The 24,905-nt window shown below is 72.4% G+C and carries 24 protein-coding genes; 12 read left to right on the top strand and 12 right to left on the bottom strand.

The genetic code is table 11. From position 1 onward, the window contains the following. Positions 1-241 precede the first annotated feature (241 nt). Positions 242-1,369 (top strand): hypothetical protein, encoded by a 1,128-nt coding sequence (locus tag AB0I94_RS23970; RefSeq protein WP_363311669.1) that lies wholly within the window; start codon positions 242-244, stop codon positions 1,367-1,369. A gap of 13 nt (positions 1,370-1,382) precedes the next feature. Continuing rightward, positions 1,383-2,483, top strand: coding sequence for a phosphotransferase family protein (locus AB0I94_RS23965; protein ID WP_363311668.1), 1,101 nt, complete (start codon positions 1,383-1,385; stop codon positions 2,481-2,483). Positions 2,484-2,486: 3 nt separating this feature from the next. Here AB0I94_RS23965 and AB0I94_RS23960 read toward each other — a convergent pair whose 3' ends face one another. Continuing rightward, the gene (locus AB0I94_RS23960) at positions 2,487-2,924 is read right to left on the bottom strand and encodes a hypothetical protein (protein ID WP_363311667.1); all 438 of its coding nucleotides are present in this window, start codon (positions 2,922-2,924) and stop codon (positions 2,487-2,489) included. A gap of 199 nt (positions 2,925-3,123) precedes the next feature. Between AB0I94_RS23960 and AB0I94_RS23955 the strand changes: the two genes are divergently transcribed. From AB0I94_RS23955 to fxsA, 4 genes are all read left to right on the top strand, one after another. Then, complete coding sequence (locus AB0I94_RS23955; protein WP_160503714.1) at positions 3,124-3,564, top strand: Lrp/AsnC family transcriptional regulator; 441 nt, start codon at positions 3,124-3,126, stop codon at positions 3,562-3,564. Positions 3,565-3,622: 58 nt separating this feature from the next. Beyond that, on the top strand, positions 3,623-5,266 hold the full coding sequence (locus AB0I94_RS23950) for an amidohydrolase (RefSeq protein WP_363311666.1): 1,644 nt from the start codon (positions 3,623-3,625) through the stop codon (positions 5,264-5,266). Positions 5,267-5,755: 489 nt separating this feature from the next. Further along, positions 5,756-6,733, top strand: coding sequence for a glycosyltransferase (locus tag AB0I94_RS23945; protein ID WP_363311665.1), 978 nt, complete (start codon positions 5,756-5,758; stop codon positions 6,731-6,733). 145 nt (positions 6,734-6,878) lie between these two features. Continuing rightward, on the top strand, positions 6,879-7,460 hold the full coding sequence (fxsA, locus tag AB0I94_RS23940; RefSeq protein WP_363311664.1) for an FxsA family membrane protein: 582 nt from the start codon (positions 6,879-6,881) through the stop codon (positions 7,458-7,460). Positions 7,461-7,579: 119 nt separating this feature from the next. Here the strand turns inward: fxsA and AB0I94_RS23935 are convergent, their stop codons facing one another. The 4 genes from AB0I94_RS23935 to AB0I94_RS23920 all read right to left on the bottom strand — a co-directional run bounded on the left by AB0I94_RS23935 (position 7,580) and on the right by AB0I94_RS23920 (position 11,107). Then, positions 7,580-7,954 (bottom strand): RNA polymerase-binding protein RbpA, encoded by a 375-nt coding sequence (locus AB0I94_RS23935; protein WP_030360404.1) that lies wholly within the window; start codon positions 7,952-7,954, stop codon positions 7,580-7,582. Positions 7,955-8,210: 256 nt separating this feature from the next. Continuing rightward, positions 8,211-9,563 (bottom strand): MFS transporter, encoded by a 1,353-nt coding sequence (locus AB0I94_RS23930; RefSeq protein WP_363311663.1) that lies wholly within the window; start codon positions 9,561-9,563, stop codon positions 8,211-8,213. A 48-nt stretch (positions 9,564-9,611) separates the two neighbouring features. Next, on the bottom strand, positions 9,612-10,379 hold the full coding sequence (locus AB0I94_RS23925) for a glycerophosphodiester phosphodiesterase (RefSeq protein ID WP_363311662.1): 768 nt from the start codon (positions 10,377-10,379) through the stop codon (positions 9,612-9,614). Beyond that, positions 10,376-11,107, bottom strand: coding sequence for a hypothetical protein (locus AB0I94_RS23920; protein WP_363311661.1), 732 nt, complete (start codon positions 11,105-11,107; stop codon positions 10,376-10,378). Before AB0I94_RS23920 ends, AB0I94_RS23925 begins: the two co-directional genes overlap by 4 nt. Before the next feature lie 64 nt (positions 11,108-11,171). Between AB0I94_RS23920 and AB0I94_RS23915 the strand changes: the two genes are divergently transcribed. Then, the gene (locus tag AB0I94_RS23915; protein ID WP_363311660.1) at positions 11,172-12,671 is read left to right on the top strand and encodes a PLP-dependent aminotransferase family protein; all 1,500 of its coding nucleotides are present in this window, start codon (positions 11,172-11,174) and stop codon (positions 12,669-12,671) included. A gap of 25 nt (positions 12,672-12,696) precedes the next feature. Here the strand turns inward: AB0I94_RS23915 and AB0I94_RS23910 are convergent, their stop codons facing one another. Together AB0I94_RS23910 and AB0I94_RS23905 are read right to left on the bottom strand one after the other, a co-directional pair. Continuing rightward, the gene (locus AB0I94_RS23910) at positions 12,697-14,385 is read right to left on the bottom strand and encodes an ATP-binding protein (RefSeq protein ID WP_363311659.1); all 1,689 of its coding nucleotides are present in this window, start codon (positions 14,383-14,385) and stop codon (positions 12,697-12,699) included. Positions 14,386-14,432: 47 nt separating this feature from the next. Continuing rightward, positions 14,433-14,627 carry a hypothetical protein gene (locus AB0I94_RS23905; RefSeq protein WP_160503705.1) on the bottom strand — a complete coding sequence of 65 codons (195 nt, stop codon included), beginning with the start codon at positions 14,625-14,627 and terminating at the stop codon, positions 14,433-14,435. 297 nt (positions 14,628-14,924) lie between these two features. On the opposite strand from AB0I94_RS23905, the gene AB0I94_RS23900 reads away from it, so the two are divergent. The 5 genes from AB0I94_RS23900 to AB0I94_RS23880 all read left to right on the top strand — a co-directional run bounded on the left by AB0I94_RS23900 (position 14,925) and on the right by AB0I94_RS23880 (position 20,366). Next, entirely contained in the window at positions 14,925-15,317 is a 393-nt protein-coding gene (locus AB0I94_RS23900; protein ID WP_363311658.1) for an ankyrin repeat domain-containing protein, read from the top strand. 300 nt (positions 15,318-15,617) lie between these two features. Beyond that, entirely contained in the window at positions 15,618-17,036 is a 1,419-nt protein-coding gene (locus tag AB0I94_RS23895; protein WP_363311657.1) for a HEAT repeat domain-containing protein, read from the top strand. Between the two features lie 110 nt (positions 17,037-17,146). Further along, positions 17,147-18,277 carry a glycosyltransferase family 1 protein gene (locus AB0I94_RS23890; RefSeq protein ID WP_363311656.1) on the top strand — a complete coding sequence of 377 codons (1,131 nt, stop codon included), beginning with the start codon at positions 17,147-17,149 and terminating at the stop codon, positions 18,275-18,277. Further along, complete coding sequence (locus AB0I94_RS23885) at positions 18,274-19,515, top strand: glycosyltransferase (protein WP_363311654.1); 1,242 nt, start codon at positions 18,274-18,276, stop codon at positions 19,513-19,515. Before AB0I94_RS23890 ends, AB0I94_RS23885 begins: the two co-directional genes overlap by 4 nt. Further along, entirely contained in the window at positions 19,512-20,366 is an 855-nt protein-coding gene (locus AB0I94_RS23880; protein WP_363311653.1) for an SGNH/GDSL hydrolase family protein, read from the top strand. The genes AB0I94_RS23885 and AB0I94_RS23880 overlap by 4 nt, the downstream gene beginning before the upstream one ends. A 47-nt stretch (positions 20,367-20,413) precedes the next feature. Here AB0I94_RS23880 and AB0I94_RS23875 read toward each other — a convergent pair whose 3' ends face one another. The 5 genes from AB0I94_RS23875 to AB0I94_RS23855 are packed head-to-tail and all read right to left on the bottom strand — an operon-like array spanning position 20,414 to position 24,816. Beyond that, positions 20,414-21,283, bottom strand: coding sequence for a biotin-dependent carboxyltransferase family protein (locus AB0I94_RS23875; RefSeq protein ID WP_363311652.1), 870 nt, complete (start codon positions 21,281-21,283; stop codon positions 20,414-20,416). Beyond that, positions 21,280-21,930: an allophanate hydrolase subunit 1 gene (locus tag AB0I94_RS23870; RefSeq protein WP_363311651.1), complete on the bottom strand. Its 651-nt coding sequence runs from the start codon at positions 21,928-21,930 to the stop codon at positions 21,280-21,282. The genes AB0I94_RS23875 and AB0I94_RS23870 overlap by 4 nt, the downstream gene beginning before the upstream one ends. Then, positions 21,927-22,691 (bottom strand): 5-oxoprolinase subunit PxpA, encoded by a 765-nt coding sequence (locus AB0I94_RS23865; RefSeq protein ID WP_363311650.1) that lies wholly within the window; start codon positions 22,689-22,691, stop codon positions 21,927-21,929. The genes AB0I94_RS23870 and AB0I94_RS23865 overlap by 4 nt, the downstream gene beginning before the upstream one ends. A 35-nt stretch (positions 22,692-22,726) precedes the next feature. Continuing rightward, a complete protein-coding gene (locus AB0I94_RS23860) occupies positions 22,727-23,518 on the bottom strand; it encodes a putative hydro-lyase (protein ID WP_363311649.1) in 792 nt (263 codons plus the stop codon). Next, a complete protein-coding gene (locus AB0I94_RS23855) occupies positions 23,515-24,816 on the bottom strand; it encodes an MFS transporter (protein WP_363311648.1) in 1,302 nt (433 codons plus the stop codon). The genes AB0I94_RS23860 and AB0I94_RS23855 overlap by 4 nt, the downstream gene beginning before the upstream one ends. Positions 24,817-24,905 lie beyond the last annotated feature (89 nt).

The following is a 24,905-nucleotide window of genomic DNA, read 5'->3' as shown; positions in this document are numbered from 1 at the left end:
AACGGGGGGCACGGCGCCCTGAACTGGGACCACGGCTTCCGGAACCGGACCACGGCGCCCTGAACAGGGGCCACGGCGCCCGGAACTAGGGTCACAACGCCCGGAGCCGGGGTCACCGCGCCCTGAACGTGGGCCGGCGCGTGTCTGGCTCCGTCACGCGCTCTGACGTACCGTCAACTCCGCGCCGAGGGCCCGCGTCGTCCGCGCGCCCGCAACTGCCGTGCGCCCAGGGAGGTTTGCCGTGGCAGACGACCGTCCCGTCCCGCTCGACGAGTACCCGATCCATCAGGTCCCGCTGTCCATGAAGCAGGTCGCGACGGGCGACCGCAACGCCTACGACCGCTGCATCTTCCACCTCTTCGACCACCAGGGGCGCACGCTCCTCATCCTCGGGCTCGGGGTCTACCCGAACGTCGGGGTGATCGACGCGTACGCCACTTTGCGCGCCGGAGACACGCTCCACGCCGTACGCGCGTCCGACGCCCTCGGCGACGACCGGATGAACCTCTCCGTCGGCCCCTTGGCCATCACCGTCGAGGAACCACTGCGACGGCTGCGCCTGACCTGCGCCGCCGACCCCGAGGACCCGGACTCCCTCTCCTACGACATCACATGGACCGCGGACTTCCCTGCCCTCTGGGAGCCGCACCACATCCAGCGGCGCGGCGACCGGCTCTCCCTCGAAGGGCGCCGATTCGTCCAGGCGGGCGGTTGCGCCGGGGTGATCCGCGTCGGCGGCGAGGACATCGCGGTGACGGCCGGGGAGTGGACCGCGACCCGTGACCGCAGTTGGGGTGTGCGGCCCATACCCGGAGAGGAACGCGGGCGCCTGGAGGAGGAGTTCGCCACCGAGGGCTTCCACTGGATCTGGAGCCCGGTGCGCTTCGAGGACCGCTTCCTGATGGTCATCGCCCAGGAGGACGCGGACGGCTACCGCTCCCTGAACGACGCCACAGTCGTACGCCCCGGGGTGCGCGACCGCCAACTCGGCTGGCCCCAGGCCGACATCACCTACCGATCCGGTACCCGGCACCCCGAGCGCGCCGTCATCCACCTCACCGACCTCGACGACCGCAAACCCCTTGAACTCGGCGTCGAGGTCCTCACGTCCCTGCCGCTCGCCGTGGGCGCCGGATACCCGCCCGCGGACGACTGGCAGCACGGCAGCTGGCAGGGGCGGGGCTGGACCGACCGCCGCGCCTACGACCTGTCGGATCCGGCGGCGCACCCGAGGGCCGCGTACGGAGTCATCGACCACGCCGCACGCTTCACCCTCAACGGGCAGACGGGGTACGGCATCTTCGAACACGGCAGTTTCGGCCGCCACGACCCGAGCGGCTTCACCGGCTTCGACTCCCTCGCGCCCTGAGAGGAACCCCGCGATGGCGACAGAACCCCGCAGGCCCCGCCTCCGCACCACCACCCGCGACCCCGAGGAGCTGGCCCGCAGACTCACCGCCTGGCTCGCCGTGCGGCTGCCCGGCGCCAAGGCCACCGGCGTGCGGGTGCCCGAGTCCAACGGCATGTCGAGCGAGACCCTCCTCTTCGACATCGAGCACCCCGAACCACCGCTGCGGGCCTGCGCGTTGCGCGTGGCGGCGGACCCGGCCGCGTACACGATCTTCCCGGTCTACGACCTGCCGCGCCAGCACCGCACGATGCGGCTCGTCGCCGAACACACCGACCTGCCGGTGCCGCGCGTGCTGTGGCTCGAGGAGGACCCCGGCCCACTCGGCGCGCCGTTCTTCGTCATGGAGCGGGTCGAGGGACGCGTACCACCGGACGTCATGCCCTATACGTACGAGGGGAATTGGCTGCACGCGGCGAGCGACGCCGAACGCGCGCACCTGGAGGAGGCGTCGATCCGCCTGGTCGCCCACCTGCACGACCAAGTACCGCTCGCCGAGGCAGAGTTCCTCGCGCTGCCGGGCGAAGGCAGTCCGCTGCGCCGCCACGTCGACGCCCAACGCGCCTACTACGGCTGGGTCGTCGAAGGCCTGCCCCGCTCGCCCCTCATCGAGAGTGCCTTCGACCGGCTTGCGCAGTGGTGGCCGGACGACGAGGGCGAGACCGTCCTCAACTGGGGCGACGCACGCATCGGGAACGTCATCTACGACGGTTTCGAGCCCGCGGCCGTCCTGGACTGGGAGATGGCCGCGCTCGCACCCCGCGAGGTCGACCTGGGATGGCTGATCTATCTGCACCGCTTCTTCCAGGACCTGACGGTCGGCTTCGGGCAGCAGGGTCTGCCCGGCTTCCTGCGCCGCGACCACATCGAGGAGCGCTACGCCCGGCTCACCGGTCACACGCCCCGGTTCATGGACTTCTACTCGCTGTACGCGGCGCTGCGGCACGCCATCGTCATGCTGCGGGTCGCCTACCGCCAGGTGCACTTCGGTGAGGCAGCGGTCCCCGAGGACCCGGACAGGCTGATCCTGCACCACGGCAGTCTGACGGCCATGGTGCAGGGCAGCTACTGGTAGGCGTCAGGCCGCGGAGCGCCCGTCCTGCTCGGGTACGCGGCGCGGGCCCTGGCCGCCGGCGTGCGAGAAGGGCTGGGTCCGCCAGTCGAGCCCCTGAGGAAGCGTCAGGAGCAGGGCGGTGTCCTGCTCCTGAGCCTCCATCGTCTCGTCAGCGGGCTCCGCGTCGGCAGCGGGGCGGCCCGTGCCCGTGCACACCGTGAGCCCGAACGGGTCCCATCGGGTGGCGCACAGCGCGTGCTCGGGCAGGACGTCCTCGTCCGCCAGGAGCGCGATCGGCTGCGCGCAGTCGGGGCACGTCACCCGGTACATCTCGAAGGTGTCGTACGCGTCGAACTCGGTCTCTGCCGGTTCGACGCCCTCCGATACGAGTGCGGACGCGGATTCATCGGAGCGCTGCTGCTTACTGCGGGCAGGGCGACCGGGGCGCTTCAAGTTCTGCATGGGATTCTCCCCCTTGGGTGGGCCGAGAAGGCGCTGCGGCCTCGACCACAGCAAGCACTTCCCGTCCCGTCGTAGAGGTAATCGTGGCATCCCTTTGGACACGGTCACAGGTATGTGGCGTTCGTCACATGCCCCGAGAAGATGCCGCCGTCGCGCCTACCGGTATCCGGAGGGATCAAGAGCCCTGTAGGTTCGGCGCATGGAGGAGCTGGACCGACAGATCGTGCAGCTGCTCGTCAAGGACGGGCGGATGAGCTACACCGACCTGGGCAAGGCCACGGGCCTGTCCACATCGGCCGTGCACCAGCGGGTGCGCCGCCTGGAGCAGCGCGGCGTCATCCGGGGATACGCCGCGGTCGTGGACGCTGAGGCCGTCGGCCTTCCGCTCACGGCGTTCATCTCGGTGAAGCCGTTCGACCCCAGCGCACCCGACGACATCGCCGAACGCCTCGCGGGCGTCCCGGAGATCGAGGCGTGTCACAGCGTGGCGGGCGACGAGAACTACATCCTCAAGGTGCGCGTCGCTACTCCACTGGAACTCGAGCACCTGTTGAGCCGTCTGCGAGCGCTCGCGGGCGTCTCCACACGTACGACGGTCGTGCTCTCCACTCCGTACGAGGCCAGGCCTCCGCAGGTCTGAGCCGCCCGTGGGCGACCCCTGCGCGGGCCCCGCGCCAGGAGGGGGCCAGACTGGTCCCATGAGCGAGAGCACCACCCCCCAGAACGGCCCTCAGGGCCACCGCACCGTGCTGCTGCGCGGTGGCGACGTCCACAGTCCCGCCGATCCGTTCGCCACGGCCATGGTCGTCGAACGCGGACACGTCGCCTGGGTGGGATCGGAGGGCGCGGCCGATGCCTTCGCCGAGGGTGTGGACGAGGTCGTCGACCTCGAAGGAGCGCTCGTCACCCCCGCGTTCACCGATGCGCATGTGCACACCACGTCGACCGGTCTCGCCCTGACGGGCCTCGACCTGACGGGTGCCCGCTCCCTCGACGACGCGCTCGCCCTCGTACGTGAACACGCCGCCGCCCGGCCGCACGACCGCGTCCTGCTCGGTCACGGCTGGGACGCGGCCCGCTGGGCGGACGGCCGTCCGCCCACGCGCGCGGAACTCGACGAAGCGGCCGGTGGCCGTCCCCTCTACCTCACCCGCATCGACGTCCACTCCGCCGTCGTCACCACGGCCCTGCTCGACCTCGTCCCCGGCATCACCGGCCGCACCGGCTTCCGCCCGGACGCACCGCTGACCGCCGACGCCCACCACGCCGTGCGCGCCGCCGCCCTCGGCGCGCTCGCCCCGTGGCAGCGCACCGAGGCCCAGCGCGCCGCGCTGAAGCACGCCGCGTCCCTCGGCATCGGCTCCGTGCACGAGTGCGCCGGGCCCGAGATCTCCAGCGAGGACGACCTCACCGGGCTGCTGCGCCTCGCCGCGGACGAGGCCGGGCCCCGCGTCGTCGGCTACTGGGCCCAACAGGGCGAGGAAGGCGTCGCCCGTGCAAAGGAACTGGGCGCCATCGGCGCCGCGGGCGACCTCTTCGTCGACGGCGCCCTCGGTTCGCACACCGCCTGCCTGCACGAGCCGTACGCCGACTCGGGCCACACCGGCACCGCGTACCTGGACGCCGCCGCCGTCGCCGCGCACGTCGTCGCCTGCACCGAGGCAGGGGTTCAGGCGGGCTTCCACGCCATCGGTGACGCCGCGGTGACCGCCGTCGTCGAAGGCATCCGCGCCGCCTCCGACAAGGTCGGCCTGGCCCGCATCCGCGCCGCCAGGCATCGCGTCGAACACGCCGAGATGATGACCCCCGAGACGATCGCCGCCTTCGCGGAGCTCGGCCTCACCGCCTCCGTCCAGCCCGCCTTCGACGCACTGTGGGGCGGCGGCGACGGCATGTACGTCCAGCGCCTGGGCGCCGAACGGGCCCGCACCCTCAACCCGTACGCGGCGCTCCTGCGCACCGGCGTCCCGCTCGCCTTCGGCTCCGACAGCCCCGTCACCCCGCTCGACCCCTGGGGCACCGTCCGCGCCGCCGCCTTCCATCAGACCCTCGAGCACCGCGTGTCGGTGCGCGCCGCGTTCACCGCCCACACCCGGGGCGGCTGGCGGGCCATCGGCCGGGACGACGCGGGGGTCCTGGTACCGGGGGCGCCCGCCGACTACGCCGTCTGGCGTACCGCGGATCTCGTGGTCCAGGCGCCGGACGACAGGGTCGCCCGCTGGTCGACCGATCCGCGCTCCGGCACGCCCGGACTGCCTGACCTGACCCCCGGCGTCGAACTCCCCGTATGCCTGCGCACGGTGGTCTTCGGACAGCCGGTCTTCGTACGGCCGGACGAGTGATGTCCCGGCGGTGCGTACCGCCGATCGCGGCCCGTTGTCGCCTCGCGCGACCTGCGTATCCCCGGCACTGACCTGGCTGTCTTTGGAGTCGGTCCAGTTCAGACGGCTATTGACAGAAAGCGGCCGTCGGCCGGTAGGTTCGGCCGGGTCCACCAAAGGACGTCCGACCGGAGAAATTCCACGCAACCGTCGAACGCCGCTGGGCCATGGGCGGTGTGCCGCACCGGCGCACCACCACTGGGAGCCAGGTCCAGCGCCCGCGCCACGGAAGCGGGGGAACGTTCCACCGGGCTGGCAGGTGTGACCCGGGTGGGGCCCGGACGCTCAGTAGACAACGGCTCTCGGTCGACCCGCAGCCAGCGGGCCCCAGGTCGGCCCGAAGGGCGCCGGGCCCCGATCCGCAGTACTCCCCTCAACCGTCCGTGCCGCCGTGGCCCTGCCGGAAGCGGCCACTATGGTGGTCCTCTGCGTACGAACGAAGGGGCAGTAGTGAACGACGGCGGCGCGGTCTCCGATACCGGTGACCAGGGGAGGCAGTTCGGCCCGCTCGGCCTGGCCTTGGTGATCATTCCGACCTACAACGAGGCGGAGAACATCCAGGCCATCGTCGGTCGTGTCAGGGTCGCCGTGCCCGAGGTACACATCCTCGTCGCCGACGACAACAGCCCCGACGGCACCGGAAAGATCGCCGACGAGCTCGCGGCCGACGACGACCATGTCCACGTACTGCACCGCAAGGGCAAGGAAGGGCTCGGCGCGGCCTATCTCGCGGGCTTCCAGTGGGGCCTGGACCACGGGTACGGCGTGGTGGTCGAGATGGACGCCGACGGCTCCCACCAGCCCGAGGAGCTGCCCCGGCTGCTCACCGCGCTCAAGGGCGCCGACCTCGTCCTCGGCTCGCGCTGGGTGCCGGGCGGGCGGATCGTCAACTGGCCGAAGTACCGCGAGATGATCTCCCGCGGCGGCAGTACGTACTCCCGGCTGATGCTCGACGTGCCGATCCGCGACGTCACCGGCGGCTACCGCGCCTTCCGCCGCGAGACCCTCGAAGGCATCGGCCTCGACGAGGTCGCCTCGCAGGGCTACTGCTTCCAGGTCGACCTGGCGCGCCGCGCGATCAAGGCGGGTTACCACGTCGTCGAGGTGCCGATCACCTTCGTCGAGCGGGAGCACGGCGACAGCAAGATGAGCCAGGACATCGTGGCCGAGGCCCTGTGGCGGGTCACCGCGTGGGGTGTGGGCGAGCGGGTGGGCCGCGTGGGCCGCGCGCTGGGCCGCAAGGGCTCGGAGGCTGCTCCGGAACCCGCCAAGGGCCGCGAGGTGTCTGCTGGGCCCGCCAAGGGCGCCGAGGGTGCCGAGGGCGCCGAGGCGTCTCCCGAGCAGATCAAGGGTTCCGAGGCGGCCCCGGAACCCGCCAAGGGCCCCGAGGCGTATCCCGAGCCGCCCAAGGACCTCAAGGCCCCCTGATCCTCAAGACCTCTTGATCTTCAAGGTCTCCTGATCCGCAAGGCCCTCTGGTCGCCGGTGCGGCGGCCGTCCCGGCCGTCTGCCGCGTCTCTTGTCGATCATCCCCCTTATGCCGGTCTGAGCCGGGTCCAGGCACACTGGAGCCATGACGACTGGCGTACCGCCCACCCGACCCGCCCGGCCCCGGCGCTCCCGCGTCCTGAGGTTCCTGCCGCTCGGCATCGCCGCATGGCTGGTCCTCGAGATCTGGTTGCTCACCGTCGTGGCGGGCGCAGCCGGCGGGCTCACGGTGTTCCTGCTGCTCGTGGCCGGTGTCGTGCTCGGCGGCATGGTCATCAAGCACGCCGGGCGCCGTGCCTTCCGCGAGTTGAGCGAGGCGGTGCAACAGCAGCAGAGCGGCCTGGCGCCGCATCCCTCCGAGCGAGGCGGCGGCAATGCCCTGACGATGCTGGGCGGCCTGCTGATCATCCTGCCGGGGCTGATCTCCGACGCCCTGGGACTTCTCCTGCTGGTGCCGCCCGTCCAGAAGGCCGTCAGCCGAACGGCGGAGAAGACCTTCGAGCGCAAGGTCCGCGAGGCTGCCACTCAGGGCGGTCTCGGCGAGGCCTTCCAGCAGGCGCGCATGCACCGCCCGGACGGCAAGGTCGTCCAGGGCGAGGTCATCAGGGACGACGAGCGGCAGCCCCGCGGCCCCCACCCGGACGACCCGCAGCTGCCGCCTCGCTGAGGCCGAGCGGGCCGGCGCTGTCACCAGCCCGGCGCAGCACGATCCGGCACAGCACGAAGGCCGGGGCCACTGCTGAGCAGTGGCCCCGGCCTTCGTGTGCGGTGTTGTTCAGTTCGCCGTCAGGCGGACTTGCGGCTGTCCCGCGGATGCACCGCGATGTTCATGGCTCCTGACCGGAGAACCGCGAGGCGCTCCTCCAGGACCTCCTCGAGTTCTTCTCGAGTACGGCGCTCCATGAGCATGTCCCAGTGCGTACGCGCAGGCTTGCCCTTCTTTTCCTCAGGTCCATCGCCGTCTACGAGGAGTGCCTGGGCCCCGCAGACCTTGCACTCCCACTCCGGCGGGATTTCTGCCTCTACCGAGAACGGCATCTCAAAGCGATGTCCGTTCTGGCATGCGTACTCCACGGCCTGGCGCGGAGCCAAGTCGATGCCGCGGTCGGTCTCGTAGCTGGTCACCACGAGGCGCGTGCCGCGAAGAGCTCGCTCACTCATGAATTGTGCCTCCCGGGCTTGTCGCCCACAGGACAGGTGTCGCTGTCGTCGTCATCCGGTCAACGTCCGGTCGGCGGTAAAGATTCCCGTTCAGGGTCATGCGTCGCCGTCGTATGCCGCCCCTTGTTGTACCCACCAGCGCCCGGTTTGTCACATCTGGTAACAGATGTCACCCAGCGATTCTGAATCTCCAGCGCGCAGTAACGGTCCGCCTGGTAGGCCAAACGCGTACACTACCGCCCTTTGGCTTCAGTTGCTAAATCCTGGCGGGTACGGGATTTCCCGCGTCGCGGATCGCGCGCCGTACGGGTACCCGCGCGAGCAGGACGAAACCGATCACGAAGAAGGCCACGAGCGAGACGATCGCGTCCCGGTAGCTCCCGGTGAACTGATACGTCAGGCCGAAGATCAGCGGCCCGAGCCAGGCCATGCCGCGATCACTGATCTCGTACGCGGCGAAGTACTCGGCCTCCTTGCCGGCGGGCACCAGATGCGAGAACAGGGACCGCGAGAGCGCCTGCGAACCCCCGAGCACCAGGCCGATCCCCGCCGCGAGCGCGAAGAACCACACCGGCGCGCCCGCGGGCAGGAAGAACCCGGCCCCGATCGTCACCGTCCACGCGACGAGCGAGCCGAGGATGATCCGCTTGGCGCCGTACGTCCGTGCGAGGCGTCCCATGGCGAGCGCCCCCGCCACCGCGAGCACCTGAACCAGGAGGACCGCCACGATCAGCGTGGACTGTCCGAGACCGAGCTCTTCGGAGCCGTAGACGGACGCCTGGGAGATCACCGTCTGCACGCCGTCGTTGTAGACGAGATACGCGAGCAGGAAGGACAGGGTGTGCGGATGGCGGCGCATGTCGCGCACGGTCGACGCCAGCTGCCGCCAGCCGCGGGCCGACGCTTCCGAAGGCGATGCCTTCCGGTCACGGAGCCGCCGCAGCGGTACGAGGGTGAAGGCGCCCCACCACACGCCCGCCGAAGCCAGGCAGATGCGCACGGCCGTCGGCTCCGAGACGCCGAAGGTGTCGTGGGCCAGGAACAGGACCAGGTTCGCCACCAGGACGAGCGCCCCCGCCGCGTAGCCGAACGCCCAGCCGCGCGAGGAGACCGCGTCACGCTCCTGGGGAGGAGCGATCTGTGGCAGGTAGGCGTTGTAGAGCACCATCGAGACGGCGAGCGAGGCGTTGGCGACGATCAGCAGGAAGCCGCCGAGGAGATAGCGGTCGCCGTCCAGGAAGAACATGCCCGCCGTCGCCGCGGCTCCCAGGTAGGCGGCCACCGCGAGCAGCGGCTTCTTGCGGCCCGTACGGTCGGCGGCGGCGCCCGCCATCGGCATGACCACGACGGACAGGAGCACCGACGCCGACACCGCGTACGCGAAGAAGGACCCGGCGCTGACCGGGATGCCGAGCGGGTGGACGTATCCGTCCTCGTCCGCCGCCGACTTGGCGATCTGCGTCAGATACGGGCCGAGGAACACGGTCAGGACGCTCGTCGAGTAGACCGAGCACGCCCAGTCGTAGAAGTACCAGCCGCGCTGCTCCCGTCGTCGGTCGGCGGCGCTCTCGTCGGCCGGTGGTGTCGCCCGCACGGTGTCGGTACCCACCCGTGCCCCCTCGCTGGTCCCCGTGGTCCGCTGTCGCCCGCCAGGCGGTCAGGCCCAGGCTCCCCGGTCCCTCAGCACGTCGCGCAGCGTCTCGATGTGATCAGAGATGATGCCATCTACACCGAGGTCGAGAAGAGCGGCCATGCGTCCGGCGTCGTTCACCGTCCAGACGTGCACCTGGAGCCCGCGCGCGTGGGCCGCGCGGACGAAGCGGTGGTCCACGACCCGTACCCCGCCATGCGTCTCCGGCACCTGCGCGCACACCGCGGAGCGGCGGACCCCGGCGGGAACGCCGAACGAGCTCAGCCGCAGGGCCGCCACGCCCCGCGTACCGAACGAAGTGGCGAGGCGGGGGCCCGCGATGCGCTGGGCGCGGGCCACGCGGGCCTCGGAGAACGAGCCGACGCACACGCGGTCCCAGGCGCCGGTGCGGCGCAGCAGCTCCAGGAGCGGAAGCAGGGCGGGTTCGGCCTTGACGTCCACGTTCCAGCGGACGCCGGGGAAGGACTCCAGGAGCTCTTCGAAGAGGGGCACCGGCTCGCTGCCCGCCACGCGCGCGTGGCGCACGGCGCTCCACGGAAGGCCGGCGATCTGCCCGGCCGTGTCCGTCACCCGGTCCAGCGTCGCGTCGTGGAAGGCCACGAGGCGGCCGTCCGCCGTGGCGTGCACATCCGTCTCGATGTAGCGGTACCCCAGGCCGACCGCGCGCCGGAACGCGGCGGCGGTGTTCTCCAGGCCGTCCGCCGCCCCGCCGCGGTGGGCGAGCGCGAGCGGGCCGGGATGGTCGAGATAGGGATGGCGTACGCGCGAGGTCACGGCTGCAGTATCGCCTGCTCCGGCTGACCACCGGCAGCCACTGTGCCTCCCTCGGACGGAGCGGGGGCGGCGAAGAAGCGCAGGAAGAACTGGGCCAGCGGCCCGATCGCCAGGGCGTAGAGCACCGTTCCGACGCCCACCGTGCCCCCGAACGCGAAGCCGGTGGCGACCACGGCCACCTCGACCAGCGTCCGCATCAGCCGGATCGAGCGGCCCGTGCGCTGATGCAGGCCCGTCATCAGACCGTCCCGGGGCCCTGGCCCGAACTTCGCGGCGATGTAGAGCCCGGTCGCCACGCCGTTCAGGACGATTCCCGCCACGAGGAGCGGAACGCGGGCGGAGAGCGCGTGCACCTCCGGCATCAGCGCGAGGGTGCCGTCCATCGCCAGGCCGACGACGAAGACGTTGGAGACCGTGCCGAGGCCGGGGCGCTGCCGCAGCGGGATCCACAGCAGCAGCACCGCAGCGCCGATGAAGATGGAGACGACGCCGATGGACATCCCCGTCAGCTCGGCGAGGCCCTGATGCAGCACGTTCCACGGTTCGAGGCCGAGCCCGGCCACCACCAGGAGCCCGGAACTCGCGCCGTAGAGCGCCAGACCGACGTACAACTGGATGAGCCGCCGTGCGAGGTGCGGCTTCGCCGATCGCGTGGGTGAGGTCGGTGGTGTCGGTGGCTTCGTCGTGGACAAGAGGTTCCCCCTGCTGGTGGTGGTGGCCTGACGCATGACACTCTGTGGCTCGTAAAGGGATGCCAACCATGGCCAATTCCAGGAAGGTGGACTGGGAATCATGGCTCAGTGGACTTCAGCGGTCGGCGCCACACAGCTCGCCCGGCTGCTCAGCTCTCAGCAGACGCGCCCCGCGGGCCCCGGCACGCGCCGCCCGCCCGCCTACCGCGCCCTGGCAGACGGCATCCGCATGCTCGTCCTCGAAGGCCGCGTCCCGGTCGCCGCGCGCCTGCCCGCCGAGCGCGAGCTGGCCGTGTCCCTCGCCGTCAGCCGGACCACGGTCGCGGCCGCGTACGAGGCGCTGCGCACCGAAGGCTTCCTGGAGTCCCGCAGGGGAGCGGGGAGCTGGACCGCTGTCCCGGCCGGCAACCCCCTGCCCGCACGCGGGCTCGAACCCCTGCCGCCCGAGGCGCTCGGCTCCATGATCGACCTGGGCTGCGCTGCGCTGCCCGCGCCGGAGCCCTGGCTCACTCGCGCCGTACAGGGCGCCCTGGAGGAACTCCCTCCGTACGCGCACACGCATGGCGACTTCCCGGCCGGCCTGCCCGCGCTGCGCCAGATGCTCGCCGAGCGCTACACCGCGCGCGGCATCCCGACGATGCCCGAACAGATCATGGTCACGACCGGAGCGATGGGCGCCATCGACGCGATCTGCCACCTGTTCGCACCGCGCGGCGAACGCATCGCCGTCGAGTCCCCGTCGTACGCCAACATCCTCCAGCTGATGCGCGAGACAGGCGCCCGTCTCGTCCCCGTCGCGATGTCCGAGGGGCTCCAGGGATGGGACATGGACCGCTGGCGCCAGGTACTGCGCGACGCGGCGCCCCGGCTCGCCTACGTGGTCGCGGACTTCCACAACCCCACGGGCGCCCTCGCCGACGAGGACCGGCGGCGCAAGCTCGTCGACGCCGCGCGCTCCGCGGGCACGGTCCTCGTCGTCGACGAGACCATGATCGAGCTGCAGCTCGACGACGACCTGACGATGCCGCGCCCCGTCTGCGGCTTCGACCCGGCGGGCTCGACCGTCATCACCGTCGGCTCGGCCAGCAAGGCCTTCTGGGCGGGCATGCGCATCGGCTGGGTGCGGGCCGCGCCCGACGTGATCCGGAGCCTTGTCTCGGCACGTGCGTACGCCGACCTGGGGACCCCCGTCCTGGAACAGCTGGCCGTGAACTGGCTCCTGAGCACCGGCGGCTGGGAATCGGCCGTGCAGGTGCGCAGGACCCAGGCCCGCGAGAACCGCGACGCCCTGGTGGCCGCCGTCCGCCGCGAACTGCCCTCATGGGAGTTCGACGTACCGGCGGGTGGCCTCACCCTGTGGGCGCGTTCAGGGGGCCTGTCCGGCTCCCGCCTCGCCGAAGTGGGGGAACGGGTGGGAGTCAGGGTCCCGTCAGGGCCGCGCTTCGGGGTGGACGGAGCCTTCGAGGGGTATGTGCGGCTGCCGTTCACCGTGGGAGGCGCGGTGGCGGAGGAGGCGGCGGTGCGGTTGGCCGCGGCCGCGCGTCTCGTGGAGACAGGGGCGGCCGGGGGAGTGGAGACGCCGCGGGCCTTCGTGGCCTGAGAGCCCCGGGGCCACGGGGGAGCCGTCAGCCTTCGGCGGGCACGGGCTCCGGCTGCCGACCCGGCTTCGCCGTCACGGTGCCGGCCTCGGCGTCGGCGGCGACCTCTGCGCCCGGCTGGACTGCGCCCGGCTGGACTGCGCCCGGCTGGACTGCGCCCGGCTGGACTGCGCCCGTCTCGACTGTGCCCGTCTCGGCGTCGGCGGGGGCGCTCCGTGCGGGCAGCAGCTCCGTCACCGCCCGCCGGTGGGCCTCGCTCGTCGCGTCGTCGTACGGATCGGGCGTCGCGGGCACCTGGAGACGGTGCACCTGGCCCGAGCCGAGCCGGGCGTAACCGCGGCCGGGCGGGACGACGGACGTGGGCGTCGTGCGGGGCGGTACCCCGAGGATGTCCTCGACCTGGTCCAGCGTGGTGGGTCCGAGGACCACGCGCGCGCGTGTGTGCTGGCGCACCGGGTCGCTCAGGGCGTCGAGGCTGTCGAACTGATCGGCCACGACGACCGTGACGTTGGCCGCCCTGCCGTGCCGCAGGGGCACCTGGAGCAGGGACTGCGGGTCCTCGCGTCCGTCGGCCGCCGCGAGGTGACCGAGCACGCTGGGGCGGTCCATGAGGATCCACAGGGGGCGCTTGGTGTCCTCCGGGGCCGGGTGGCCCGCCTGGCGGGCGCGGTTGGCGCAGATGAGGCGGCGCTCCGTCTCGTGCGCCGCCCACTCCAGGCTCGCCAGGGCGCCGGCGAGCCCGCACTCGATGGCCAGGACGCCGTCACGCCCGGTCAGGCAGGCGTAGTCGCCGATGCCACCGCCCTCGACGATCAGTACGTCGCCGTGCAGCAGGGCCTGCAGGGCGATGGAGCGCAGCAGGGTGGTGGTGCCGCTGCCGGGCTCGCCGACCACCAGGAGGTGCGGCTCGGTGGAGCGGGGGCCGGTCCGCCAGACGACGGGGGGCACGTCGCGCAGTGCGTCGCCGTCCGCCACGGGGAGGGTGCGCTGGACCCCCGTGGGGTCGGTGAAGCCGAGCACGGTCTCGCCGGGGGCCGTGACGAACCGCTGGGCGGCGATGTCGGTGGGCAACGGGGGCAGCACGTTCACCGTGAGCTGGTTGCCCTCCTCGTCCCACTCGAAGTGGTACTCGCGGCCGCGGCCCGCCTTGGCGTGCAGCAGGTGCTCGATCCGTGTGCGGGAGTCGGCCTCGCCGTCCGTGAAGTACGCGGGGTAGCGCACCACCAGATGCGAGACACGTCCGTCGTCGTCGAACTCGTACGACGTGAGGGCCTTGTCCCACTCCCCGCCGTGCGCGAAGAGCGGCTCGGGGTCCTCGGGAACGGAGAAGTACGGCACGAGCGCCTCGTAGAGGGACTGCAGCCGCTGGGTCTGCGCCTCGTCGGGGCCGGTGGGGGCCGGCGCGGCGCGCTCCCTGCCGCTCCACGCGGCGGCCGCCATCAGGCAGATGGCGGCGAGCAGCGGGCCGTACGGCATGAGGGTCACGACCAGGAACACGGAGGCCACGAGGAACAGCAGCGGTCCGCGCCGGTCCTTGGGGGTGTCGACCCACTTGCGCCGCCCGGCCGCCGCCAGCCGGCGCAGTCCACGAGCGATCGTGATCAGCGGGTGGAGGACGTCGGTGGCGCTGTCGGCGGCCGACCGCGCGAACTCCCGGCTGCGGGCGATCGAGGCGGTGCCGTTGCTCAGGATGCGGGGGAGGGGGCGCCGGGCCACGTCAGTCTCCAGGTGGTGCGAACGAAGTACTACAGGGGCAGGAGGCGTCAGAACTTGATCCCGCCGAGGAGGCTCGCCAGGCTCGCGCTGCCGGCCTTGATGCTCGGGGCGATGGCGGTGCCCGCCATGAAGAAGCCGAAGAGCGCGCAGACCACCGCGTGGGACGCCTTGAGTCCGTCCTTGCGGAAGAACAGGAAGACGATGATGCCGAGCAGCACGACGCCCGAGATGGAAAGGATCATGACGGTTCTCCTGGTCGGTGGGGACAGTCACCATGAGTTGTTCCAGGTTCACAGCATGTATCCATACGATAAAAGGTGCAAATGGGGGAATTTACGAGGAATTCCCTCGAATGGCGGAGTCCTGTCAGGCCTCCCGAGCGTGGGTGGGGAAGGTGTCCGGGTCCGTTCGTGACCATTGCCGCGGGCGCGCCCCGTCATGTGCCCGGACGCGCAGTACCCTGTCGATTCACTCGTACGGCTGCACTGGGCGCCGTACGCACCCCCGAGTCACCCCGCAGTCGAAAGGCGGTCCGGTCCATGAGTGAAGCCCCCGACCCGGAGGTCGTGGAGCTGGCGACCAAGATCTTCGATCTGGCGCGCCAGGGCGACACCGCGGCCCTCGCCGCATACGTGGACGCAGGCGTTCCGGCGAACCTCACCAACGACAGCGGCGACTCGCTCGTGATGCTCGCCGCCTATCACGGCCACGCGGACGCGGTCCGTGCCCTCCTGGAGCGGGGCGGTGACGCCAACCGTGCCAACGACCGGGGGCAGACGCCGCTCGCCGGTGCCGTCTTCAAGGGCGAGGAAGCGGTGATCCGGGCGCTGCTCGACGGAGGAGCGGATCCGGCAGCGGGCACGCCGTCGGCGGTGGACACCGCCCGGATGTTCGCCAAGACGGAGCTGCTCAAGCTGTTCGGGGCGGCCTGAGCGGGTACTTGACCAGCAACAACGGGGGCGCTGGAAATGTGGTCGCGGCGGGCTGAACCGCTGGGCCATCATGACGAAGTGATTCACGGACGCGACGGTGGGGCAGGAGTTGCCGCACCGCGCGGACCGTGAGCGGCCCGCCCCCGGACCTCCCGTCCGGGATCCCACGGGTCACCGACGAGAGGCAGAGGAAGATGGTCTACAACAAGCAAGAGGCGGCGGGCGGCCCGACGTGTTGGCGCACGGCCAGGTAATCCACGATTCCCGGTTGCGTCGACGCTTGATGTGAGGCTGTTTCCCATGTTCGATCCGGTCATAGCGCCCAGCGGTACGCTGCTCGGCCTGCTGCAGCGGGGCCGCGGCGACGGCACGCTGCACGCACTCACCGCACCCCGTTCCGAGGCGCTCGCCGCCCTGGAGACCTGCGTGCTCCACGACCCGCGCCACGACTGGCAGGTGGAGAACCGCTCCCTGTACTACGCCAGGCTCTATCTCGATCTCCGCGGCGGGCTCGAGCAGATCGAGCGGCATCTCTTCGACGCCGAGGACGTCCTGAACACGGACGAGACCCGCACCGGCCTCGCGCTCGCCGTCCTGGGGCACCTCGCCTCGTACGGCAGGTACGACGCCCTCGAACTGCTGCGGCGGTACGCGGCCTTCGGCAGCAACTGGGCCTGGGCCCTGGACGAACTGGCGCTGCGTGACGGCGACGCGGGCCTGCGCGCCCTCGCCGTGCCCGTGCTGGCCAGATTCCCCGAGGACGCGCAGGGTGAGGCCGAACTGGCCGCCACCGTGCGCGACGCCTATGAACCCCGGCCCTGGCGGCTGTGGGAGGAGGACCCCCGGGAGGCCGTCGGTGCCCGCGTGCGCGCCGCACGGGAACAGGGCTCCTTCGACCGCTGGCAGCGGCAGATGCGGCCATCGGGGCCACGGCCCGGGTGGAGCGTCCAGGCCGTCTTCGACTGGGCACAGGAAGGGCTCGAACGCGGCGCCGTACTGCACGTGCCCGCCGCCCGCTGCCTGAGCGCGGTGGCCGGGCCCGAGGACCGCGCCGAGATCCTCGAAGCCGCCCGCAACGGCTCCGACGGGGCGCGCGGCACGGCCCTGCGCTACCTCGCGGACGCCCACGATCCCGACGTGTTCGACCTGATCGAGTGCGCGATGGAGAGCCCGTCACGGGCCGTCGTGGACGCCGCGGCCGAGGCCTTCGAACGGATGCGCAGCGTGGCCGCCGTGGAGCGCGCCCGCCGCTGGGCCCAGCGGCCCGACGAGCTCGGCGCCGCCGCGGGACGGGTGCTCGCCTGCAGAGGCGGCGCCCAGGACAGCAAGCTCGTACTCGCCGCGCTCCGCGAGGCCGTCCGCGGCGAAGGCCCGGACGCGCCGACCCTGTGGACACTTGTCGACGGCGCGGGCCGACTCGGCATCGCCTGCGCGGCACCCGTGCTGCGCCACGTCTACCGCGAGACCGCCTCGTCCCACCTGCGCGGCCGCGCGGCCCGCGCGCTCGCCGCCACCGACCCCTCCTTCGCCACCGGATTCGCCGTCGAATGCCTGTGGGACTGCGAGGAGTCCACCCGCGAGGTCGCCGCACGGCACGCCGAGACCGGCGACGCCCGCGTGGTCACCCAGCTCAGAAGGCTCGCCGCGGACCCCGCCGAGGAGGACGAGGTACAGAGCGCGGTACGGAGCAGGATCGACCCCGACGCGGCCGAGGTGTAGCCGGCGCGCCCAAGGGCGGGGCGCGTGCGGAGGGCAACGCTCATGGGACGTTCCTCGCCAGGAAAGATCCACGTTGACGTGACCACGCCCCGCACGACGACAACACGGGTATGCGTGTCGTCATCGTCACCGAATCCTTCCCTCCCGACGTCAACGGCGTGGCGCACTGCGCCCTGCAGACCGCCCGGCAGCTCGCCGCACGCGGTCACGACCCCCTGGTCATCGCCCCGGCTCCCGCGGTCGGGGCGGCCGCCGCAGCCGACGCAAGTGCGCCCTGCCCCGTCATCCGTGTCCCCTCCCTGCCCCTTCCCGGATATCCCCAGGTCAGGGTGGCACTGCCCAGCCGACGCCTGTCGGCCGCGCTGAGCGCGCACCGGGCCGAGATCGTCCATCTGGCCAGCCCGTTCGTGCTCGGCGTGCGCGGCATGGCGGCCGCCGCGCGCCTGGGCATACCCGCCGTCGCCGTCTACCAGACGGATCTCGGCGGCTACGCCCGTACGTACGTGGGGCGGGGGGAGTCCACCGCCTGGCGCCGCATCCGGGCCGTCCACGCCGCGGCCGACCGCACCCTCGCCCCGTCAACCGCCGCCCTGCGTGATCTCGTGACGCACGGGGTTCCCCGGGTGCGGCTGTGGCCGCGGGGTGTGGACACCGCCCGGTTCGGGCCTGCCCATCGGGACGAGGCCGTACGCCGTGAACTCGCGCCGAACGGCGAGCTGATCGTCGGCTATGTAGGGCGGCTCGCTCCCGAGAAGCGGGTCGAACTCCTCGCCCGGGCGGACCGCCTTGAGGGCGTGCGCCTTGTCGTCGTCGGCGACGGACCCAGCGAGGCTTCCGTCCGGGCGGCGCTGCCGGGCGCCGTCATGCCGGGGCGCCGCACCGGCGCCGAACTGGCGCGGATCTTCGCCTCGTTGGACCTCTTCGTGCACACCGGGCCCTACGAGACGTTCTGCCAGACCGTCCAGGAGGCGATGGCCAGTGGTGTGCCGGTGATCGCGCCCGCCGTCGGCGGACCGCTCGACCTCGTCGTCCCCGGCCGCACGGGCGTCCTGGTGCCGCCCCAGGACGCCCTCGCTGTGCGTGACGCGGTCTGGGCGCTCGCCGCCGATCCGGGGCTGCGCGCGGCGTACGGAAGGGCCGGGCGCGCGGCCGTCGAGGGGCGGACCTGGGGCGCGGTGGGCGAGCAGCTCGTCGACCACTACGCCGAGGTGCTCGCCGCGCGGACGGCGGTGGCGGCATGAGGGCGGCCCTGTACAGGGAAGCGGCCTACCGTGCGGCGGCCGCACGGGGCGGCGAGCGCCCCGTCGAGTCGCTGCGCATCGTGCGGCTCGCCAACTTCGTGGCCCCCTCGTCGGGCGGACTGCGCACCGCCCTGCGGGAGCTCGGGCGCGGCTACCGCGCGGCCGGGCACGAGCCCGTGCTGATCGTGCCCGGCGAGCGGGCCGGTGTCCGCGACACCGACCAGGGCCGCGTCGTGACTCTGCCCGGTCCGCTGCTGCCCGGCTCCGGCGGCTACCGCGTCCTCACGGACCGCCGGAGGGTGGCCCGGGTCCTCGAACACCTCGCTCCCGACCGCATCGAGGTGTCCGACCGCACGACCCTGCGCTGGACCGGAGCGTGGGCCAGGCACCGCAGGATCCCGGCCGTGATGGTCTCCCACGAGACGGCCCATGGCGTTCTCCGTACCTGGGGCATGCCCGAGCAGGCCGCACTGCGGGCGGCCGACGCCCTCAACTCCCGTACCGCACACGCCTATGCGCGCGTCGTGTGCACCACGGAGTGGGCCGAGCGGGAGTTCGTCCGCATCGGGGCGCGCAATGTCGTGCGCGCGCCCCTGGGCGTGGACCTGGTGGGCAGCCATCCGGGACTGCGTGATCCACGCGTGCGTGCCCGCCATGCGCGCGAGGGCGAGGCGCTGCTGGTGCTGTGCTCGCGGCTGTCCGTGGAGAAGCGGCCGGGCACGGCGCTGGACGCCCTGGAGGCGCTCCGTGGGCGAGGCGTTCCCGCGGTTCTCGTGGTCGCGGGGGACGGTCCGCTGCGTGCCCGTCTCGAACAGCGGGCGCGCGAGCGGCGGTTGCCGGTGACCTTCCTGGGGCATCTCGCGGACCGCGCGGCCTTGGGGGCGCTGCAGGCCACGGCCGACGTCTGCCTCGCGCCCGGCCCCTGCGAGACGTTCGGACTCGCGGCCCTGGAGGCGCTGGCGTGCGGCACACCCGTGGTGGCCAGCGCGTCGTCGGCGCTCCCGGAGATCGTGGGCGGCGCGGGCGCGATGGCGACGGACAGCGGCGACGCGTTCGCGACCGCCGTCCAAAGGCTCCTCGCCCGTCCCGAGCGCTCCCGCGGGCAGGCGGCACGCGCGCGTGCGGAGTGCTTCGGGTGGGAGGGGGCGATTGCCGCCTTCTTGAGGGCTCATGAGGCGGGGTCCGGAGCTGGGGCTCCCGGTGAGGGGCCTGCTCACCGCGAGGGGCGTCTCTCATGAGGCCGCTGCGTTTCGTCGCCATGGGTGACTCCCTCACGGAGGGCATCGGCGACCCCGTGGAGCAAGGCCGGCGAGGATGGGCGGCGCTGCTTGCCGCGGGCCTCGCGGCGCGTGAGGGGGAGGTGCGGTTCCACAATCTCGCCGTCAGCGGAGCCCAGACCTCGGACGTGTTCGAGGGGCAGCTGCCCGTGGCGCTGGAGCTGCGGCCCGACCTGGCGTCCGTGATCGTCGGGGTCAACGACACCCTCCGCTGTACGTTCGACATCCAAGGCGTGGCCACGCGGCTCGACGCGATCTACGGAGCCTGCGCACGGCAAGGTGTCCCGCTGCTCACCGCCTGCCTCCCCGACCCGGGGGCGATGCTCGGCCTGCCGGGCACGCTGGCCCGCCCGCTGGCCCGGCGGCAACGCACGGTCAACGCCGTCGTGCACGCGCTGTCCGAGCGGTACGACGCCGTACACCTGCACCTCGCGCAGGATGCGTGGGTCGCCGACCGCACCCTGTGGAGCGCGGACCGGCTGCACCCCGGCGAGCGTGGCCACCGGCTGGTCGCCGCGCGGTTTCACGCGCTGCTCGCCGCCCGGGACCTCGCGGCGGGCAGCCCGCCCTCGTGCGAGCCCCAACTGCCGCCGCCCGGACGGGCGGCGAGCCTGTGGCGGCTGACCACCGCGGGCACCGGCTGGGTGGCGCGCAGATGCACCGATCTGCTGCCCCAGCTGCTCACCCTCGCGGCCGACGAGGTACGCCATCAGCTGCGGGGCAGCAGCGCCCGGCTCGACCTGAGCGCCACCCAGGCGGTGACGGCGGCGCTGGCCGCGCTCACCGCGGCCGAGCATCCGGAGGCGGCGTAGGAGTGGAGAACCCAGGGGCCTCAGCGGACCTCGGCAGACGTTACGGATCAGCGCCGCGCCGCCGGGACGAAACGGACCGGCGTCCCCGGCACCGCCTGCGCCGCACCGGGCAGATCAGCCTCCCTGACCACCGCGATCACCGGATAGCCCCCGGTCGTCGGGTGGTCGGCGAGGAACACCAGGGGCCGGCCGTCCGGCGGCACCTGGACGGCTCCGAGGACCATGCCCTCGCTGGGAAGCTCACCGGTGAACGACCGCTCCAGCAAGGGCCCTTCGGTGCGCAGACCAATGCGGTTGCTCGCCGAGGACACCCGGTACGCGCGCGTGGTCAGCGTGCGCAGGGCCGCCGGAGTGAACCAGTCGGCGCGCGGCCCCGGCATCACCCTCAGGACCAGTTCGCGGGGTGGCGCGGTGTGCGGGACGGTGTCCACGCGCGCGTGGAGCGCGGTGGGTCTGCCCAGCGGGATGACGGCCCCGTCCGCGAGGGGCGGGGGGCCGAGCCCGGAGAGCAGGTCCGTGGAGCGGCTGGCGAGGACCGGGTCGACGGCCACTCCACCACTGAACGCGACATAGCAACGTACTCCGGAGACGGCCGCTTCGACGTCCAGCAGCGCACCGGCCGGAACCCGCACGGGCGCGCCCCACGCCACCGGGCGGCCGTCGACCGTCACCGGGCAGGGCGCCCCCACGACCGCCACCGTCACCGCGCAACGCGGCCGCACCGAGCAGCCGTCGAGCGTGGTCTCCAGGACGGCCGCGTCGGCCGGATTGCCGACGAGGCGGTTGGCGAGGCGGGAGGCGGCCGGATCGAGGGCCCCGGAGCGCGGCACTCCGAGGTGCGCGTGCCCGGGGCGGCCCTGGTCCTGCACGGTGGTCAGCGCCCCGGCCCGTACGACGGCGAAAGCGCGGTCCGTCATCGTGCCTCCGAGCCGGGCACGGACGGGCCCGGCCGAGACGAACCGGGCACGAAGCGCACCCGGACGCCGGGGGCGAGCAGCGCGGCGGGCACGCGCGCGTGGTCCCACAGCACGGCGTCGGTCGTGCCGATCAGCTGCCAGCCACCGGGTGAGGAGCGCGGATACATCCCTGTGTACGGTCCCGCGAGGGCGACGCTGCCGGCCGGGACGCTCGTACGAGGCGTGGCCCGGCGAGGCACGTCGTAGCGATCGGGCAGTCCGGTGAGGTAGCCGAAGCCGGGCGCGAACCCGCAGAAGGCGACCCGGAATTCGGTCGCCGCGTGAATCCGCGGCACCTCCGTCACCGGCACTCCCCAGTGGGCTGCCACATCGGCCAGATCGGGCCCGTCGTAGCGGACCGGAATCTCTCGTACGTCCTCCGCGCGCGCCGACAGCGGCGGTATCTCCAGGGCGGCCAGCTCCGCGCCGACGCGTCCGGGATCGTCGAGGCCGTCCAGGAGCACCGTGCGGGCCGCGGGCACGATCTCCCGTACGCGGATCAGGCCCGCCGCCCTGCGGCGCAGCAGCTCGGCGTGGAGCGCCTGCGCCTCGTCGCCGTCGGCGAGTTCCACGAGCAGCGCCTGGTCGCCGACCGGAAGCACTCTCACGCGAAGGCCTCCACCCGGACGCCCGCCGCTTCGAGGCGCGCCCGGACCTGCCGGGCGAGGGCCACCGCCCCCGGGGTGTCGCCGTGCAGGCACAGCGAGCGCGCGCGGACGCCGATCCGCTGTCCGTCCGAAGCGGTGACGGTCCCGGACCGGGCCATGCCCACGGAGCGTTCGGCGACGGCGTCCGCATCCGTGATGACGGCGCCGTCGCCGCCGCGCGGCACGAGCGTGCCCTGCGGGGTGTACGCGCGGTCCGCGAACGCTTCGGTGACGACGGGCAGTCCGGCCTTGCCGGCCACCTCCAGGAAGCGCGATCCGGGCAGCCCGAGGACGGGCAGCGTGTCATCCGCGAGCAGGACCCCCTCGACGACGGCCCGGGCCTGGACCTCGTCGTGGACGACGCGGTTGTAGAGCGCGCCGTGCGGCTTCACGTACGACACGCGCGTGCCCGCCGCCCGCGCGAAGACCTCCAGCGCGCCGATCTGGTACGCCACTTCGGCCGCCAACTCGTCGGCGGGTACGTCCATGGAGCGGCGCCCGAAACCCGCCAGGTCGCGGTAGGAGACCTGGGCGCCGATCCGGACGCCGCGCGCGGCGGCCTGCTCGCACACGCGGCGCATGGTGGCCGCGTCCCCGGCATGGAAGCCGCAGGCCACATTGGCGCTGGTGACGACGGAGAGCAGCTCCTCGTCGTCGGTCAGGTGCCAGCGGCTGAAGCCCTCACCGAGGTCGGCGTTGAGGTCGATCACGGCATCGGTCATGCGGGTGGTTCTCCTGTTTCCGTACGGTGGCCTGCTCAGGCCACCCGGTACTGCTCGTCCCGGGCATCGGTGATGAACATCTGCCCCGGCGCGTGCGTGATCGCGAACGGCGGTCGCGAGGCCATCACCGCGGCCTGCGGTGTCACTCCGCATGCCCAGAACACCGGGATGTCACCGGGCTCGGCGGCCACCGGGTCACCGAAGTCGGGCCGGGCCAGATCGTCGATGCCGAGCCCCGCGGGCTCCCCGCAGTGCACCGGAGCGCCGTGCATCGCCGGAAGCAGGGAGGTCTCCCTGATCGCCGCCGAGAGGTGCTCGGGCGGCACGTGGCGCATCGACACCACCATGGGGCCGTGCAGCCTGCCGGCCGGACGGCAGGGGCGCGCGGTCACGTACATGGAGACGTTGCGGCCCTGCTCGACATGGCGCATCGGAACGCCGGACTCCGTCAGCGCCCACTCGAAGGTGAAACTGCAGCCGATGAGGAACGACACCAGGTCGCCCCGCCACCGGTCGACCACGTCCGTGGGCTCGTCGGCCAACTCGCCGTCCTCCCACACCCGGTAGCGCGGCAGGTCCGTCCGCAGATCGGCGCCGGGCGCCAGGGGTGTGGTCCAGGAGCCCGCGTCCGTGACGTCGAGCACCGGGCAGGGCTTGGGGTTGCGCTGGCAGAACAGGAGCATGTCGTACGCCCAGTCGGCGGGCACGGCGATCAGATTGGCCTGGGTGTGGCCGGCCGCCCACCCCGTGGTCGGCCCGCTCGTGCCCGAACGGAAGAGCGCGCGGGCCTCTCCGGGGCTCCGCAATGCCGCGGCGGCGGGGCTCATACCAGCTCCTTCCCGCGGGTCTCGGGCAGCCCGAACAGAGCGAGCACGGCGAGCGCGTAGCCGAACGCACCGAAGATCAGCGCGCCACCCACGCCCCAGCTGTCGGCCAGGAAACCGACCATGGTGGGGAACACGGCGCCCACGGCGCGTCCGGTGTTGTACGTGAAGCCTTGCCCCGTGCCGCGCACGGCCGCCGGGTAGAGCTCGCTGAGGAACGAACCGAAGCCGCTGAAAATGGCCGACATGCAGAAGCCGAGCGGGAAACCGAGCACAAGGAGAAGGCCGTTGGCCCCGTCCGGGATGTTCGTGTAGGCCAGGATGCTGGCGGCGGAGAGGAACGCGAAGAGCGTGATGTTCCGTTTGCGGCCGAGCACGTCGGTGAGATAGCCGCCGGCCAGATAGCCGATGAAGGCCCCGGAGATCAGGAACGTCAGGTACCCGCCCGTGCCGACCACCGTCAGTCCGCGCTCGGTCTTCAGGTACGTGGGCACCCAGGTGGCGAGCGTGTAGTAACCGCCCTGTACGCCGGTGGAGAGCAGGACCGCGAAGAGCGTGATGCGCAGGAGGCCGGGTTTGAAGATCGCTGTGAACGACCCCTTGTGCGCGCTCTTCCTGCGCTCTTCGGCCGCCTCCGGGGCGTCGTGCACGTTGCGGCGCACGTAGACGACGAGGAGGGCGGGCAGCGCGCCGGTCCAGAACATCACGCGCCAGGCGATGTCCTCGTCGAGGAACTGGAACACCACGGTGTAGACGATCACCGCGAGCGCCCAGCCGACCGCCCAGGAGCTCTGGATCACGCCGAGCGTGCGGCCGCGGTTCTTGGCGGTGGTGTACTCGGCGACCAGGATCGCGCCGACCGCCCACTCGCCGCCGAAACCGAGGCCCTGGAGGGCGCGGAAGACCAGCAGGGTCTCGTAGTTGGGCGCGAAGCCACAGGCGACGGTGAAGACGGCGTACGTGATGACCGTGATCAGCAGCGCCTTGACGCGGCCGATCCGGTCCGCGACCACCCCGGCGACCGCGCCGCCTATCGCGGAGACGACCAGCGTGACGGTGGTGAGCAAGCCGGTCTGTCCGCTGTCCAGACCGAAGTACGCGGCGAGCGCGACCATGGTCAGCGGAAGCGTGAAGTAGTCGTAGGAGTCGAGCGCGTAACCACCGAAGGCGCCCGCGAAGGCGCGACGGCCGCGCGGGCCGAGGGCGCGCAGCCAGCCGAACGCGCCCTTGCCGTCGGGGGGTTCGCCGCCCACGGGGCGGGCGTCGGCCGTCAGGGCCTGGGGCGGTGGGGGAGTGCTCATGGGCACCTCGCAGGAGGGGGACGGAGGGTGCGGAGCGGGCAGAGGTGGGGCACGGGCAGGGACTGAGCCGTGTCCGACAAGGTAGAGGA

It is taken from the genome of Streptomyces sp. NPDC050147, from assembly GCF_040660195.1.
In the GTDB taxonomy this organism is placed as follows: domain Bacteria; phylum Actinomycetota; class Actinomycetes; order Streptomycetales; family Streptomycetaceae; genus Streptomyces.
The sequence above is the reverse complement of the archived record's forward strand: the minus strand, read 5'-3'. Positions and strand labels throughout refer to the sequence as shown.